The organism is Citrobacter sp. U14242 (assembly GCF_046555775.1).
Classification (GTDB): Bacteria; Pseudomonadota; Gammaproteobacteria; order Enterobacterales; family Enterobacteriaceae; genus Citrobacter.
In genome coordinates, this window is sequence record NZ_JBKGLW010000006.1 from 278,410 (window position 1) to 291,916 (window position 13,507).

Annotated in this window: 12 protein-coding genes; 6 read left to right on the forward strand and 6 right to left on the reverse strand. The window is 52.7% G+C overall.

Annotated features, from left to right (window positions below; all coding sequences use genetic code 11):
* Window positions 1–190 precede the first annotated feature (190 nt).
* Window positions 191–286: a stress response membrane protein YncL gene (yncL, locus tag ACLJXE_RS12430; RefSeq protein ID WP_071828932.1), complete on the reverse strand. Its 96-nt coding sequence runs from the start codon at window positions 284–286 to the stop codon at window positions 191–193.
* A 192-nt stretch (window positions 287–478) separates the two neighbouring features.
* Between yncL and ACLJXE_RS12435 the strand changes: the two genes are divergently transcribed.
* Window positions 479–652, forward strand: a complete 174-nt coding sequence (locus ACLJXE_RS12435) for a GhoT/OrtT family toxin (protein ID WP_286630219.1) — start codon at window positions 479–481, stop codon at window positions 650–652.
* A gap of 19 nt (window positions 653–671) precedes the next feature.
* On the opposite strand, the gene ACLJXE_RS12440 is transcribed toward ACLJXE_RS12435, so the two are convergent.
* From ACLJXE_RS12440 to ACLJXE_RS12450, 3 genes are read right to left on the reverse strand one after another with little or no spacing between them, the layout of a single operon-like run.
* Window positions 672–2,831, reverse strand: coding sequence for a virulence factor SrfC family protein (locus ACLJXE_RS12440; RefSeq protein ID WP_410750997.1), 2,160 nt, complete (start codon window positions 2,829–2,831; stop codon window positions 672–674).
* Window positions 2,828–5,806, reverse strand: a complete 2,979-nt coding sequence (locus ACLJXE_RS12445; RefSeq protein WP_410750998.1) for a virulence factor SrfB — start codon at window positions 5,804–5,806, stop codon at window positions 2,828–2,830. The genes ACLJXE_RS12440 and ACLJXE_RS12445 overlap by 4 nt, the downstream gene beginning before the upstream one ends.
* A gap of 4 nt (window positions 5,807–5,810) precedes the next feature.
* Complete coding sequence (locus tag ACLJXE_RS12450; protein ID WP_410750999.1) at window positions 5,811–7,121, reverse strand: SrfA family protein; 1,311 nt, start codon at window positions 7,119–7,121, stop codon at window positions 5,811–5,813.
* A gap of 282 nt (window positions 7,122–7,403) precedes the next feature.
* Here ACLJXE_RS12450 and ACLJXE_RS12455 point away from each other — a divergent pair, with 282 nt between their 5' ends.
* Both ACLJXE_RS12455 and ACLJXE_RS12460 read left to right on the forward strand, forming a co-directional pair.
* Window positions 7,404–9,002: an ABC transporter substrate-binding protein gene (locus ACLJXE_RS12455; RefSeq protein WP_410751000.1), complete on the forward strand. Its 1,599-nt coding sequence runs from the start codon at window positions 7,404–7,406 to the stop codon at window positions 9,000–9,002.
* A gap of 17 nt (window positions 9,003–9,019) precedes the next feature.
* Window positions 9,020–9,253, forward strand: coding sequence for a YdcY family protein (locus tag ACLJXE_RS12460; protein ID WP_286630224.1), 234 nt, complete (start codon window positions 9,020–9,022; stop codon window positions 9,251–9,253).
* Window positions 9,254–9,334: 81 nt separating this feature from the next.
* Here ACLJXE_RS12460 and ACLJXE_RS12465 read toward each other — a convergent pair whose 3' ends face one another.
* Both ACLJXE_RS12465 and ACLJXE_RS12470 read right to left on the reverse strand, forming a co-directional pair.
* Window positions 9,335–9,784 carry a DMT family transporter gene (locus ACLJXE_RS12465; RefSeq protein ID WP_286630225.1) on the reverse strand — a complete coding sequence of 150 codons (450 nt, stop codon included), beginning with the start codon at window positions 9,782–9,784 and terminating at the stop codon, window positions 9,335–9,337.
* A complete protein-coding gene (locus ACLJXE_RS12470; protein WP_410751001.1) occupies window positions 9,781–10,299 on the reverse strand; it encodes a GNAT family N-acetyltransferase in 519 nt (172 codons plus the stop codon). The genes ACLJXE_RS12465 and ACLJXE_RS12470 overlap by 4 nt, the downstream gene beginning before the upstream one ends.
* A 37-nt stretch (window positions 10,300–10,336) precedes the next feature.
* Between ACLJXE_RS12470 and ACLJXE_RS12475 the strand changes: the two genes are divergently transcribed.
* From ACLJXE_RS12475 to ACLJXE_RS12485, 3 genes are all read left to right on the forward strand, one after another.
* Entirely contained in the window at window positions 10,337–10,912 is a 576-nt protein-coding gene (locus ACLJXE_RS12475; protein WP_286630227.1) for a helix-turn-helix domain-containing protein, read from the forward strand.
* Between the two features lie 69 nt (window positions 10,913–10,981).
* Window positions 10,982–12,016, forward strand: coding sequence for an NADP-dependent oxidoreductase (locus ACLJXE_RS12480; RefSeq protein WP_410751002.1), 1,035 nt, complete (start codon window positions 10,982–10,984; stop codon window positions 12,014–12,016).
* Window positions 12,017–12,329: 313 nt separating this feature from the next.
* Window positions 12,330–13,391 (forward strand): YncE family protein, encoded by a 1,062-nt coding sequence (locus ACLJXE_RS12485; RefSeq protein ID WP_286630230.1) that lies wholly within the window; start codon window positions 12,330–12,332, stop codon window positions 13,389–13,391.
* Window positions 13,392–13,507: the final 116 nt, after the last annotated feature.

The following is a 13,507-nucleotide window of genomic DNA, read 5'->3' on the forward strand; positions in this document are numbered from 1 at the left end:
ACATCATTCCCGGTAACAGGTACAACACCGACCCGCTATCACGGAGAAATAATGCTGCGGAAGGATTAGGGGGGGTACATATTAAGGATAATTTACCGGGCAGTGGCGGAGTGGGAAGATCGTTTACTAATGGCAGAGAGAAGATTTTCTCTCTGCCAGCAGGCGCTGCAATTCATCAAAAAGAGTCACATCAAGCAAACCAGCCGAACCTTACGGATATCAGGCTGAAAAGTCCTACAGCAGCAAATATATTTATCAGCACCACAGTCTTACTGGAAACATTCATTTTTGCCACCTTTCATTTTAACCCCTTTGGGTATAGTACGGCTTATAACTATCCGCAATAGTACGAAATCTGAACATATTGAAAGTGGGCTGTTTTTCAGGCGTTTTTCTTAAAGAAGTGAATAAAACTTGATGTGGATCATAAAAGAGAGCATATTGCGCGCGTTTTTCCCTTCTGGCCTGGAAGCCCTAAATGTCTCTGTACCAAAAAATGTTGGTTTTTTATGCGGTGATGGCCGCTATTGCGGCAATCATCACCTGGTTTCTGTCGCGTGATAAAAAACGTATTCGCTTTCTGAGCGCGATATTAGTCGGGGCGACATGGCCGATGAGCTTTCCTGTCGCACTCCTGTTTTCTCTTTTCTGATGGCGCTGTCAATGCCGTATCAGGGGGTCAGCAGAGCGACTAATCGCAGTCTGTCGTCTTTGGTTACGTCCAGAGGATGCTGGTATCCCACGTTTTCTTTCGCACGAGTGTACAAAGCAACCAGCCAGTCGTAAACGTGTCGGCTTGCACCGTGCTGCGGCTGCTCATCCAGCTGAGTCAGGCGCGACATCGGTTGTTGTGCTGGCGCACTGAAAATAGCCGCACCCTTGAGGACCCTGCTGGCAGGCCGTTGATCCTCTGCAACGTTGGCGTAGCCAAGCCAGGTAATAAAATCACCAATATCGGCGTGTAACTGTGCCCCGCAGACATTCTCTCGCTGCATAATCTGCTGAAGTCGTTGAGGCATCTCAAGCCGATAGCTGGTCGTGATAAGAATATCGGCTACCTGTCTAAGCGTTCGCGGATCAAGCCGCAATCGGCGCGCGTTATTGTCATCACGACACCACTGACGCACATGGTTGATCCACATTTTGTGTGCCTGGTACCCGGTCTCTTTGCTTTCGGATGAGTGCAATGGCTCCCGGACGTCGGCAAACAGGTCAATCTCTTCATTAAAGAGTCCACTGACTTGTTCTTCGCGTGGCTGCTGAATACGCAGCAACGACTCAAAGCAGCGCATCGGTGGTAGTAACCCCTCCAGGAGTTCACCATGTTTTGCTGCCTGGGCCTGAAGCTGGCGGATCACTGTCTCGCTGGCGTCGGGCACGCTTTCGCTATCGTTAAGCCAACTCATCAGCGTCTCACGAACATGCTGTTGATGCTGTTCATGCAGGGACGTTAACCGTGACTGGCGTTGTTGCGCTGATGTCGCCTGCGACAACCATTCAGCAAGGCGCAACAGGCTGTGTTTATCCAGTGCCTGTAATGTCCCCCAGCGCAACCCGGGCTTGCCCATTAATTGCTGCACGGCCTCATCGAGGTTTTGCTGTGTGCTAAAACGTGCATCTTGTGGCGTAATGGCCCACACAACCCCCGGTAATGCCGCATCATGTACGGGTTGGGTATCGTTGGCCCAGCTCATCAGCTTACGCGTGATGGCTGGTGTCTGCGAGCGTGAAGACACTGCGTTGCAGATCAGCAGGACGTCGGGTTGCAGATGCTGGCGGTAATGTTCCAACATCCAGCCTAATTTGGCCCGCCACAGCGGGTTGGGGTGGGCATCCGGTGCGAGGGGAATATCGAGCAGGTCGACGTCTTCCAAAACTGAGTCTTCAACAGTCAGCACCAGTTCACGCGTCAGCAGCGCCAGCGATTCCAGCGACAGACTGACCGCGTTAAGCAGCTGATGGTTTTCAACAGGATGAACCACCACATCGCTTTGTGCGTCGTTCCCGGTTAATGCGACCTGGGTCAGGAAGCTTTCGGCAGGCAAGCCAAAATGATCGACCAGCAAACTCAGCGGCGCGGCTAGCTCGTGTGCCTGTCCGGTTTGTTGCAAAGTGTGCGCTAATGCCAGCCATTGCTGCGTTAACTCTGGTTGTTCTCCCCACAACAGCGCCCAGGCGTGAGCGCGAGTGGTCAGATCCAGCGCCGGCAGCAACGTAGCAAATTGATGCCATAGCGCATCATCAATTTGCTGCTGGTTTGCAGGAACACAAGAGCGCCAGAAACGGCCGATGGCGGCTACGTCATGTGCCGTGATGCCCTGAACTGGATGACGTTGACGCAGCGTTTGCCATTTTTCTAACCGGGCTTCAATAATCGATTTTTCCACCTGGCGGCTGTCAGGCATGGCGCAAAACTGCGTGATAAACAGCTGTACCAGTTCCGCTTCACTCAGTAAGCGCAGACGCAGAGGCCACTCGCTATCAACGGAATTGTCTTCACGCGTAAAACGGAGCGCCATATTGGTTGGCGCATGGCCCGGATTGATATGCGAAAAGTAATCAAAGCTGCGATCCGGTGTGGTAATAGTCAATTTCCCACTGGTGTTGTTGCACAGTGCGGACAACAGATGTGCTTTTGCTGGCTGTGAATGACCGTACAGCCCCACACAGCCACGCGATGAAAACGCCGTGTTCAGCGCAGACTCAGTCACTGCGGCGATGGTGAGCTGAGCGAGTAGAGAATCCGCTTCATCATCAAGACGCGCTGCGCGCTGGCGTGTGTCATTCACCCATTTGATGGCGGCTTGTGCTGTGTTAAACATCTTACTCATTTCAGGTACACACTCCCGCTATCAATCCAGTAATGGCTGCCGCTATGGCGACGATCTGCCAGTGTATTCAGTTTTAACGTCAGGGCATTGGCGGCAACGGGCGTGCCATCCTGTAGCCAGGCATCGCTGAGAACGAAAAATTCCGGTCCCGTCTCTTTGCTGCCGCCGCGCAGTTGCAGCCGCACATTTAATACACCGTCACCGGCAATCGTTTTTGCCAGCTCAGCAGAATTGATGCTCAACGTATACAGCGGGGTGGCTGGCCAGCGGCTGTTTGCTAACTGGCGAAAGCCCAGTGTCACGTTCCCGCGCAGCGGGAAGTGCAGACGGGTATCCAGTTTTGCGCCGGGTTTATCCAGATCGATGTCGTGATACCAGATGTTTTCATCGCGCAACGTATTAACCGTATTATCCAGTACACCGAGGTAGCGGACCGTTGAGTACGCGCCGATATCCGCAGCTTTAAAGTTAAAGCGCGGCAGGCGTAAATCCAACGCCAGGCTACACAGCATCGCGCCAACGGCAGCGGTAGATTTTGGATTGCCAATACGCCCTTGCTGGCTGAACGGATACCACTCATGTACGCGATAGCTGTCCATCCAGATCATGCGGTTGACCGGAACGGGTTGCAGATGGCGGATTAGCGCCTGAACCCCCGGCAAACAGGCGGGTCTGCCAGTGACTAACAAAATATCGCAACGATAGTGGGAAATCGCTTCACAAACGGCGTGCAGAGGGGATGTCAGGGTAAATTGCCCTGCCAGCAGCGCTTCTTGCAACTGTCTGAACTGCACCTGCAACGGAACGCTCAGTACATCAAAAGCCGGTGAACCAGACGGTAATGCATGATCGATAGCCTGTTGGATATAGTTCATCACATTGCGTGTCGGACGCTGTGAAAGCAGTTCGCCAAAGGTGGCGTGTAACCCCGCGACGGGATCGTTAATATCGCTTTGCTCCCAGGCACTTAGCACCGCATGACCCAGTGGCATGAAGAGTTGCAATGCGGTTTGTTGCCGCAAAATAGCCTGAGTATCGATCCGCCCGGAATCACCAAACAGTGTGGCCAGCAGGGCGGCGGCATCGGTCACGCCAGCCTGTTGTAAGCGGGTTTGCAGGGCGGGCAGTATGCAGCGTTGTATGACATCCAACAACATGTCATCCCCGGCGACTTTGAAGCCTTCTCGAAACAGCAGATGCGGCGTAATTTTGACATTCGCCCCAACGCCGTCATCCAGTTGATAATGGACCACGGCCATATCCGTTGTGCCGCCGCCAATATCGATGGAGGCGACGCGCAGAGCACGACCTCTAACTTCACCGGGCTCTGGCTGGCGGTCAGGACGGGCGAGGGCGTTAAAGAACGATTCTGTGTGCCCGTCATAGTGTGAAATCGCTTCGTTGTACAGCCAAACCAACTGTCCGCAGCTGGCCTCATCCCACTCCATCTGGATCTCAGGTACGGGAACGACGCTTTTTTCCTGCTGTTTGCGGGTGGTAAAGTCTTCGTCCTGGGGGTGCCAGCCCATTGCTTTCCAGACCAGAGCAATGGCTTCAAACATCCGCAGACGGAAGATCTCACGTTCCTGTTTTGGCATGGCTGACGGCAGAGTGAGGATCAGCGTGCGCAACTGGCGTGGAGAGGCCGGGAAACCGAGACGCAGCCGCGTCGCTACGCTGTTAATTTGTCCCAGCGCCTGGGCCAGAATCTCGCACAACATATGTGTCATCAGCGTGCTGCGGCTGTATTGGGGTGAGAACACCGGCAGCCGGTCATCTTGTGGCAGGCTGAACAGCGGTTGACCGTCATCGTTCATCAGATTCATCAGCGGGAAGGCGGTAGCCAGCGGCTCACGCTGCGTTTTACTGTTCATCTGGCTAAAGCGCCAGTCGTGTAACACGGGGGTTTCATCCCATAAGTACCGACGTGGGCTGGAGATCCCACTGCTGCCTTCCGTTCCCATACGCTGCATCGCCAGCTTACGGGCTTCATCCCCAACGCGGACAATCGACGGCCAGATAAAGGCATCATCGCGACCGCTCTCAACGGAGAAATGTTGCTTACCAAAGCGCGCCTCGGAAAACTCCAGTCGGCTGGTGAACAGTGGATCGTTGAGGAACTGGGGTTCGCTTAATGAACGCACCTGCAATTCAGCGGTCTGACGCAGACCGTCATTGGCATCGCCATGATCTTCAATCAACACGCCGCAGGTATGCGTATTGCCAATATCCAGAATCAGATCGACAGGAATAGCGGGTGTGCTGAGCGTATGGGTCACCAGCTTCACTTCCGGGACGGAAAGTTGTTCGCCTAACAGGGTCAACACATTCAGCCAGTGCGCCTGGTATTCAAAATTTCGTAGAGCTTGTTGGATCTCCTGCTCAGAACGGTTTTCTTGCTGCGTGACGTGCTGTAAAAAGGACTCGCGTAGCCAGCCATCAATCCACGTCTGGTCGAGGAAATCTGCGATCTCATTATCGTGCCAGGCCAGCGCAAATCGCGTGCCATTCAGCAGATCGTTCTCATTTGGCGTCAATGCTGCCGGGGCGTCAGTCAACTGACTGTCCAGCGCCACCGTGACACGGTGAGTATTGCCGGCACTGTCCGGTTGCGCGAGTTTTCGCACCTGGACGCGCGCCCAGTTATCCGGGCCTTCAACAAATGTGCGCGGCGGGTTAAAACGCAGGAACGGCAGGGGCAACCAGACACCGTCAAGTACGTCCAGAGAATAATGCAGCGTCTGCGTGCTTTCCGGTTTCACTACTTCGGGTTGACCACCGGTATTGCCTGGCAGGGTATAGCGTCCCGATGCCAGATCGAAATCCAGACGCAGTAGGGGACCGTTTGCCGTTTTACGAACAAAACGACCGTGGTGCGCAGATTCCTGTGGTGTCAGCCCAAAATCCAGAAATTGCACACCGCTATTGGCGATGAGCGTTACGCTCTGTTTGTAATCACACAGATTCACCAACATAAAATCAGGCACCTATCTTTTTGATCGTCAAAGGGACTTCCGCGTGTTCGTCATAACGCGCGGTACAAGCTGCGACGTCGTTTGTTCCTGCTTTACAGGTGATTTCGGGCATAGGGTATCGCGAACCGTCCGTGCAACGAGCATTCCCGCGACTCTTAATCATTAATTCGCCCGATTGATGCAGACCAGAGAAAATTTCGGCGCGGCAAACGATATTGTCGCCATGCACGACGCGGGCAGTGCCCTTATTGGCCTGGATTTGATAACGCAGCGACGGGGCTTTACCACTGACGGGATCTTTTATATCGACCAGCACACGCCAGTTGCCGTTAAGAAAACGAGTTGTACCTGCCTTCATCTGGTTAGCATCCATTACCAGTGCATCTTTCGGGATGGCGGCAATCACCACCGGCCCTTCTACGGGCTTCTCTTTTTTCACCGGTGGAATAACTTCAGCCCGATGCAGCGGCAGTGAAGGTGTTAGTTCAGGTAGTTGTTTACTCTCTACCTTTGCAACGTCAATGGGGGCAACCGCAGGTGCGGGAGATTCTGAGTACTGTTTCCACAATAGCGGCCCAGCAATGGCGGCAATCACTGCCGCAGCAACGGGCAGACTCCACAGCGGCAGGCGACGCGTGGGCTTACGCTGTACTGGCGGCGGCGCGATCTCTGGCTCACTCACGATGACCGGGGGAGGGAGTTCGGGTTCAGCGAGTTTCGGTAGCTCGATAGCCGTTGTCAGCAGCGGGGTATCGGCCTCGGCGAAAGTGATTTCCGCCGGGATTTCTTCGGCTTGCGGCTCCGGTTCAGGTGCCAATACAACCGGCGGAACATCGGTATGGCGCAGGCAATCAAGTACATCGTCACGGGTGTTTTCATTCAGATTGACGAAGCCCCAGAACGTAATGACGGGTTTGCCATCAACCAGGAACACGTGGTTCTCACCCGGAAACTGGATGGCTTTGTCGAGTAGTGAACCAAACAGTTGCAGGGACGTTTTACCCGATTGCAGGCTTTTTCGACTCAGAGTCGCGGCATTCTCCAGCGTACTGGACAGATAGCGCAGAGCCCGAAAACGCGCATCTTCATCAGCGGCTTTCCACGCGACAGCCTTTCCTTCAACCGGGGAATACCAGTCCACCCGATCGCCACTGTCGTTAACTTGTGGGATTGCCAGACAATCCGCCATCGCCTGTTGTTTACGCAGACGAAGCGTTTCACGAATTTGTAGTGCTGAATCAAACACGGCCTGACCACCGCCACCCACGGCCTGATAGTCATCCAAATTGCCGCTGCGCAAGAGAGTTTTTGCCACGTAATTGCCCCTTAGACTTCTTCACACATCTACTTTACGGGGAATAAAAGTAAGCAAACGTCGGAAGAGAGGCAAAAAGGGGCGAATTTTCATGGCATAGAGTATCGGGAAAAATCTTGACGTTTTGAAAAAGACTTAAGGTAAATTATTTCGCCTGCGATGATGAATTAATCAGCGAAAACCACCAGATTAGAATAACCTGATAGAGATTTGTTATTAGTGCGTCTTTGCCAGCTATGCTCTGATAGACGAGTAAATAATAAAAGAAGAAGGCTTATAACCATGATTGCAAGGAAAACGCTGCTCGCGCTGGCACTCAGCGCCGTTTTACCAACAGGTGCGGCATATGCCGCCAGTACTGATACCATTGTTTACTGCTCTGAAGCATCACCGGAATCATTTAACCCCCAAATTGCCAGTTCAGGTCCGTCGTTTGTCGCCAGTTCACAGGTGTTGTACAACCGATTGATCAACTTCGATCCGGTCAAAAATACCCCGGTCCCGTCTCTGGCAACGGAGTGGACAATTTCCCCAGACGGCAAGACCTACACGTTTACCCTGCGTCAGGGCGTGAAGTTCAATAGTAATAAGTTCTTTAAACCTACCCGTGATTTCAATGCCGATGACGTCGTTTTCTCTGTATTACGCCAGAAAGATGCCGATCATCCGTACCATAAGGTTTCACAGGGTAGCTATGAATATTTCAACGATGTTGGCCTGGACAAACTGATTAAAGAGGTTAAGAAGGTTGATGATTATCACGTTCAGTTTGTCCTGAACGAGCCCAACGCTGCATTTCTTGCTGACTGGGGGATGGATTTTGCCTCCATTCTTTCGGCAGAATATGCCGATGTGATGCTGAAAAAAGGCACGCCGGAAAACGTCGATAACTGGCCGATTGGTACCGGGCCTTATGTCTTGCAACAGTACAAGCAGGATTCACAAATCCGCTATCTGGCAAACCCGAACTACTGGGATGGAGCGGTGCCAACGAAACATCTGATTTTCTCCATCACACCAAACGTACAGACACGACTGGCGAAACTGCAAACCAACGAATGCCAGATTATTCCCGCGCCAGCACCGGTGCAGTTTGATGAAATCAAAAAGAACAAGGATCTGACGCTGCATTCGGTCGACGCGCTGAACGTCGGTTATCTGGCGTTTAATACGGAGAAAAAGCCGTTTGATAACGTACTGGTGCGCCAGGCGCTGAACTATGCGACAGATAAAAAAGCCATTATTAATGCGGTCTTTTTAGGTTCCGGAACGGTGGCGAAATCGCCAATCCCGCCGAATATGATGGGCTTCAATAAAGACCTGAAAGATTATGATTACGACCCACAGAAAGCGAAAGAACTGCTGAAGAAAGCGGGGCTGGAAAACGGTTTTGAAGCGACATTGTGGTCTATGCCAGTGCAGCGCCCATATAACCCGAACTCTCGTCGTATTGCTGAGATGATTCAAAGCGACTGGGCAAAAGTCGGTGTGAAGGCGAAAATCGTCTCCTGGGAATGGGGGGAATATCTCTCCGGGATGCGTAAAGGCGAGCACGATACTGCGTTGTTTGGCTGGATGTCAGATAACGGTGATCCGGATAACTTTGCCGATGTTCTGCTGGGTTGCGACAGCATAAAAACCGGGTCAAACGCCGCGCGCTGGTGTGATAAAGAGTATAATTCACTGGTTCAAAAGGCGAAACTGGTGAGCAAACCGCAAGAACGCGCCGCGCTTTACCAGCAGGCGCAGGAAATTTTCTATCAGCAGGCTCCTTGGATTGCGCTGGCGAATGGCAAAACCTTCTATGCCACACGCAGCAACGTCAGCGGATACAGCGTTAGCCTGATGGGCAGTGATTTTTCAAAAGCGAAATTAAATTAATGAGTTAAGGAGGGAGTATGTCGCATCTGGATGAGGTCAGTGCACGTGTTGATGCCGCCATTGAAGACAGCGTCATTACGCATATGAATGAATTGCTGATTGAACTGAGCGATGATGTTGCGCTGAGCCGGGAAGAACGATACACCCAGCAACAACGTTTGCGTACGGCAATTGCACATCATGGGCGCCAGCATAAAGAAGATATGGACGCTCGTCGTGAGCAACTGACCCAGGGCGGCACGATCCTCTGATTTTTTTCGTTGCCCGATGACGGTGTAAACACCTTATCCGGCCTACGGGCATGTTATCTGTAGGCCGGATAAGCGCAGCAATTAAAACGAACGTCTTGCCACCAGCCAGGCGCCCACTACCAGCAATATCGCACCACATACCGGACCCACTAGCGCGCGAAGCGGTACACCATGGCTACGCAGAATATCCAGCACCAGACCGCCAATAAGCTGGCTGGCGACCAGCACCGCGATGGTGGTGGCGGCGCCTACGTTTTGGTATCCGCTGATACTGGCAAAAACAAAGAACGATCCCAGTAAACCCGGGATCAATGTCCACCAGCGAACGCTGGAAACCAGTTCGCCAAACCCCGCCGCACCTTGTTTAAACCACAGTATGCTGACAAACAGGACGATCCCGACCAGTGAGTTGAGCAACATAGCAATGAGGATTGTCGATGACGTCTGGGTAATGCGCACCATCAAGGTATTTTGCACCACCAGACCAATACCTGCGGCAATCAGAAAGGAGAGGGTCAGCGTCTGGTTCATCCACGCGCATCCGGTTCGCTGCGGTCATCTAACTGCAACTGCATAAAAGTCAGATCCAGCCAACGACCAAATTTCGTCCCAACCTGGGGCATCTGCGCGGTAATAGTGAAGCCCAGCGTGCTGTGCAGGTGGAGCGATGCCTGATTTTGAGACTCGATACCTGCTACCATAACATGCTTGCCACACGCGCGCGCTTCTTCAATGAGTCTGCTGAGCAGCCTGCGTCCCAGTCCTTGTCCCTGATGTTCCGGGTGCACATACACTGAATGTTCGACGGTATGACGGAAACCGTCAAAGTTGCGCCAGTCGCCAAAAGAGGCGTACCCCGTAACGACACCCTTCTCTTCACTTACCAGCACCGGATACCCCATCAGTTGGCGAGCTTCATACCAGGAGATACGGTTTTCGGCATCGACCGTTTGATCGTTCCAGATTGCAGCCGTATGCAGTACGGCGTGATTGTAGATTTCTGCGATGGCGGCGCAGTCGTCTTTGCTGGCAAATCGAATTGACATGTTGAACCTCAGGGGTTGTTCACTATAGTATTACAATATGAATACTATTGAAGACAGCATAAATCAACGGATCAGTGCAAGAATTCGCATTGAGCGGGAATCTCGCGGCTGGTCGCTGACGGAGCTTGCCGAGCGTGCAGGGGTGTCGCGGGCGATGATCCATAAAATAGAACGCACAGAGAGCAGTCCAACGGCGACGCTACTGGGACGGCTTTCCGGTGCGTTTGGTATCAGCATGTCCACGCTGATTGCCCGGGCAGAAATGCAGGAGGGTAAACTGCTGCGTTTCGCCGACCAGCCGGTCTGGCACGATCCGCAAAGCCACTATTTGCGCCGCCACGTTTCTCCGCGCAGCGATCTGCCAATCGATCTGGTGCAAATCGAATTACCGGCTGGCAGTGATATCCCGATGCCCGCCTCTTCTTACGTGCAGGCCCGACAGCTTCTCTGGTTGCAGCAGGGAGAATTGGTGTTTGTGGAAGGTGATACCCGCCACGAAATGAAAGCCGGGGACTGCCTGGAGCTGGGGCCGCCAAATGACTGTCGGTTTATCAATGAAACCGCACAGTCCTGCGTTTATCTGGTTGTGCGGTTAAATCACGCAGGCAATTAATGTGAAAGCATCACAGAGATAGCGCGTCTACTATTGATGGATTCATGCTAAAAGCAGAGGAGAACATCAATGGGTCAACAAATGCAACGCAATCGTCGCTGGGTTCTGGCGTCACGTCCGCATGGCGCACCGGTGCCCGGTAACTTCCGTCTTGAAGAAGAGGCCATCGCGATCCCCGGTGACGGAGAGGTATTACTGCGTAACGTCTACCTCTCACTCGATCCCTATATGCGTGGGCGTATGAGCGACGAGCCGTCTTATTCGCCCCCGGTTGAGATTGGTGCAGTGATGGTGGGCGGCACGGTCAGTCGGGTCGTGGCATCGAATCATACGGATTTTAAACCCGGTGAATGGGTGTTGAGCTATAGCGGTTGGCAGGATTTCGCCATCTCTAATGGTTCTGATTTGGTAACGTTAGGTGATCACCCTGAGCATCCTTCCTGGGCGCTTGGTCTGCTGGGGATGCCGGGCTTTACAGCGTATATGGGGCTGCTGGATATTGGCCAGCCAAAAGCCGGTGAGACACTGGTTGTCGCTGCGGCAACCGGACCTGTTGGCGCAACCGTGGGCCAGATTGGCAAGTTGAAAGGCTGTCGGGTCGTTGGTGTGGCCGGTGGGGCAGAGAAATGTCGTCATGCTATCGACGTGCTGGGCTTTGACATCTGCCTCGATCATCATGCCCCTGATTTCGCACTCCAACTGGCACAAGCCTGTCCGCAGGGTATTGATATCTATTATGAAAACGTTGGCGGTAAAGTTTTTGATGCCGTTTTGCCGTTACTCAACACCTCCGCCCGTATTCCTCTGTGTGGTCTGGTGAGCGGTTATAACGCCACATCACTGCCGACGGGCCCGGACCGTTTACCGCTGCTTATGGCCACATTACTGAAAAAACGTATCCGCTTGCAGGGCTTTATCATTGGTCAGGATTATGGTCACCGCATTCATGAATTTCAGCGAGAAATGGGGCGCTGGGTTCAGGAAGGCAAGATCCACTATCGCGAGCAGGTCACCGAGGGTCTGGAAAATGCACCGGAGACCTTTATCGGTCTGCTGACTGGTAAAAACTTTGGCAAGGTCGTCATTCGTCTTGCTGAAGAGTGATACCGAGGGGGTAAAGACGGTCACAGCCTGATGGCGCTTCGCTTATCTGGCCTGCATAGTGCGTCAATGTAGGCCAGATTTGGCGTCAATGCCGCCATCCGGCACGGGGTATAGAGCCAATCTGTTTTAATATTGATTTCGCCGCAAGCGAGTATTCATGGAGAAAATAAGAAGGTTTTCACCGAAAGTGAATAAACACTCCACTTTGCGATAAATAATGATTACTATTCTCATTCTTAAAAAGCAAAACCATGATTTTGCTCATTGAAGCACTGTGAAGCAGTAACAACTGAATTTATCAAAGGGAGTCGTCATGTCTTTACGTCATCTGTTTTCACCGCGCCTGCGTGGTTCTTTACTGTTAGGTTCACTGCTGGTTGCATCATCATTTAGCACGCAGGCTGCGGAAGAACTGCTGCGCAAAGGCGTAGGTAAAGGCGCCTACGAAATGGCGTACAGCCAGCAGGAAAACGCACTGTGGCTGGCCACCTCGCAGAGTCGTAAGCTGGATAAAGGTGGGATAGTTTACCGTCTTGATCCGGTTACGCTTGAAGTGACTCAGGTTATTCATAACGATCTCAAGCCGTTTGGCGCGACCATCAATAACGCGACGCAAACGCTGTGGTTTGGTAATACCGTGAATAGCGCGGTGACGGCGATTGATGCGAAAACCGGTGAGGTGAAAGGGCGTCTGGTACTGGATGCGCGTAAACGTTCTGAAGACGTCCGTCCGCTGCAACCTCGTGAACTGGTCGCCGATGACGCCACCAATAAGGTATACATCAGCGGAATTGGTAAGGATAGCGTGATTTGGGTCGTGGACGGTGAGACTGTCACACTTCAGGACACGATTCAAAATACCGGTAAAATGAGCACTGCACTGGCCGTCGACAGCAAAGCTAAACGCCTGTATACCGCCAATGCCGATGGTGAATTCATTACCATCGATACCGCCACCAACAAAATTCTCAGCCGCAAAAAATTGCTGGACGATGGCAAAGAGCACTTTTTCATTAACCTGAGCCTTGATACGGCAGGTCATCGTGCGTTTGTCACTGACTCCAAAGCAGCGGAAGTGCTGGTTATCGATACCCGTAACGGCAACGTGCTGGCAAAAGTTGCCGCGCCGGAATCTCTGGCCGTACTGTTCAACCCGACACGCAATGAAGCCTATGTAACCCACCGTCAGGCCGGTAAAGTCAGCGTGATCGACGCGAAAAGCTATAAAGTGGTTAAAACCTTCGATACCCCGACGTTCCCAAACAGCCTGGCGCTCTCTGCCGATGGCAAAACCCTGTACGTGAGTGTGAAACAGAAATCCACACGCGAGCAGGAAGCGACGCAACCGGACGATGTTATTCGTATCGCCCTGTAATTATTCGGAGGGGGCAACCCCTCCTGTCATTTCTCTATACCCCACGATACGCCTCGTTACACCCCATCGGTAGCCTGACAAACTTCAGAGACTTACACTACGCCCTCAACGGCTAA

Bases quoted from the DNA above. Each gene is read 5' to 3' on its own strand.
- ACLJXE_RS12485 (WP_286630230.1), top strand. From the start codon at position 12,330: ATGTCTTTACGTCATCTGTTTTCACCGCGCCTGCGTGGTTCTTTACTG.
- ACLJXE_RS12460 (WP_286630224.1), top strand. From the start codon at position 9,020: ATGTCGCATCTGGATGAGGTCAGTGCACGTGTTGATGCCGCCATTGAA.
- ACLJXE_RS12435 (WP_286630219.1), top strand. From the start codon at position 479: ATGTCTCTGTACCAAAAAATGTTGGTTTTTTATGCGGTGATGGCCGCT.
- ACLJXE_RS12465 (WP_286630225.1), bottom strand. From the start codon at position 9,784: ATGAACCAGACGCTGACCCTCTCCTTTCTGATTGCCGCAGGTATTGGT.
- yncL (WP_071828932.1), bottom strand. From the start codon at position 286: ATGAATGTTTCCAGTAAGACTGTGGTGCTGATAAATATATTTGCTGCT.
- ACLJXE_RS12475 (WP_286630227.1), top strand. From the start codon at position 10,337: ATGAATACTATTGAAGACAGCATAAATCAACGGATCAGTGCAAGAATT.
- ACLJXE_RS12440 (WP_410750997.1), bottom strand. From the start codon at position 2,831: ATGAGTAAGATGTTTAACACAGCACAAGCCGCCATCAAATGGGTGAAT.
- ACLJXE_RS12480 (WP_410751002.1), top strand. From the start codon at position 10,982: ATGGGTCAACAAATGCAACGCAATCGTCGCTGGGTTCTGGCGTCACGT.
- ACLJXE_RS12445 (WP_410750998.1), bottom strand. From the start codon at position 5,806: ATGTTGGTGAATCTGTGTGATTACAAACAGAGCGTAACGCTCATCGCC.
- ACLJXE_RS12470 (WP_410751001.1), bottom strand. From the start codon at position 10,299: ATGTCAATTCGATTTGCCAGCAAAGACGACTGCGCCGCCATCGCAGAA.
- ACLJXE_RS12455 (WP_410751000.1), top strand. From the start codon at position 7,404: ATGATTGCAAGGAAAACGCTGCTCGCGCTGGCACTCAGCGCCGTTTTA.